The organism is Massilia sp. TSP1-1-2 (assembly GCF_049896185.1).
GTDB lineage: Bacteria > Pseudomonadota > Gammaproteobacteria > Burkholderiales > Burkholderiaceae_D > Telluria_A.
In genome coordinates, this window is the sequence record NZ_JAFCTU010000072.1 from 1 (window position 1) to 2,150 (window position 2,150).

Consider the following 2,150-nt stretch of genomic DNA (forward strand, 5'->3'; position numbering starts at 1 on the left):
ATCCTGGGCACGAACGATGCCGCAGTGCTGAGTACTGCGGTGGTACCGCTGACCGAGTCGGACGTCATCCTGACCGCATCCGGAATGCTGACCGTTACCGATATCGACAGTTCCGCAAGTTATGCAGGGGGCACATTCACCGGTACCCACGGCACGGTGGTGCTGCAGACCAACGGCCAGTGGACCTACGAGGCAAATTCGGCTCACAACGAGTTTGTTGACGGCACCACTTACACCGATGTCTTTAGCGTCAAGAGCACTGACGGCACGGCTACCACGATTACCGTCAACATCCTGGGCACCAACGATGCTGCGGTGTTGAGCACGGCGGTGGTACCGCTCACCGAATCTGACGCCATCCTGACTGCATCGGGCACCTTGACCGTCACCGATATCGACAGTTCCGCAAGCTATGTCGGGGGCACCTTCACCGGCGCCCACGGCACTGTGGTACTGCAGACGAACGGCCAGTGGACTTACAACGCCAGTTCGGCGCACAACGAGTTTGTCGGTGGTACGTCCTATACCGATGTCTTCAATGTCAAGAGCGCGGACGGCACGGCGACCACGATTGCCGTCAACATCCTTGGCACCAACGATGCTGCGATGCTCAGCACGGCTGTCGTACCGTTGACCGAATCGGACGCCATCCTGACCGCATCGGGCACCCTGACCGCCAGCGATATCGATAGCGCCGCAACCTACATCGCGGGCACCTTCACCGGCACTCACGGCACGGTGGTGCTGCAGACCAACGGCCAGTGGACCTACGAAGCGAATTCGGAACACAACGAGTTTGTCGATGGCACCACTTACACCGATGTGTTCACCGTCAAGAGCGCTGACGGCACGTCGACGACGATTACCGTCAATATCTTGGGCACCAACGACGCTGCGGTGCTGAGCACCGCTGTGGTACCACTCACCGAATCTAATGTCGTCCTGACCGCATCGGGCACGCTGACCGTTACCGATATCGACAACTCTGCAAGCTATGTCGGAGGTACCTTCACCGGCACCCACGGCACGGTGGTGCTGCAGGCCAACGGCCAATGGACCTATGAGGCGAATTCGGCACACAACGAGTTTGTCGATGGCACCACTTACACCGATGTGTTCAACGTCAAGAGCGCTGACGGCACGGCTACGACGATCACCGTCAACATCCTGGGCACCAACGACACAGCGGTGCTGAGCACCGCTATGGTACCGTTGACCGAATCGGACGTCGTCCTGACCGCATCGGGCACGCTGACCGTTACCGATATCGACAGCTCCGCAAGCTATGTCGGGGGCACCTTCACCGGCACTCACGGCACGGTGGTGCTGCAGACCAACGGCCAATGGACCTATGAGGCGAGTTCGGCTCACAATGAATTTGTTGACGGCACTACTTACACCGACGTTTTCAACGTCAAGAGCGCCGACGGCACGGCGACCACGATTACCGTCAACATCCTGGGTACCAACGACGCTGCGGTGCTAAGCACGGCGGTGGTACCACTCACCGAATCTGATGTCGTCCTGACCGCATCGGGCACGCTGACCGTCACCGATATCGACAGTTCCGCAAGCTATGTCGGGGGCACCTTTACCGGCGCCTACGGCACTGTAGTACTGCAGACGAACGGCCAGTGGACTTACAACGCCAGTTCGGCACACAACGAGTTTGTCGGTGGTACGACTTATACCGATGTGTTCAATGTCAAGAGCGCTGACAGTACGGCGACCACGATTACCGTCAACATTCTGGGCACCAACGATGCTGCGGTGTTGAGCACGGCGGTGGTACCGCTGACCGAATCCGACGTCATCCTGACCGCATCTGGCACGCTGACCGTTACCGATATCGACAGCTCCGCAAGCTATGTCGGGGGCACCGTCACCGGCACCCACGGCACGGTGGTGCTGCAGACCAACGGCCAGTGGACCTACGAAGCGAATTCGGCACACAACGAGTTTGTCGACGGAACTACTTACACCGATGTCTTCAACGTCAAGAGCACGGATGGGACGGCGACGACGATTACTGTCAACATCCTGGGCACCAACGATGCCGCAGTACTCAGCGCTGCAACAGTTCCGCTGACCGAATCCGATGTCATTCTCACCGCATCCGGGTCCTTGACCGTCACTGATGTCGACAGCGC

1 protein-coding gene is annotated in these 2,150 nt (G+C 59.0%); it reads left to right on the forward strand.

Features of this window, described 5'->3' with window-relative positions; all coding sequences use genetic code 11:
- On the forward strand, nt 1–2,150 hold a 2,150-nt coding region (locus ACP7BV_RS26790), incomplete at both ends, for a beta strand repeat-containing protein (RefSeq protein ID WP_426107941.1).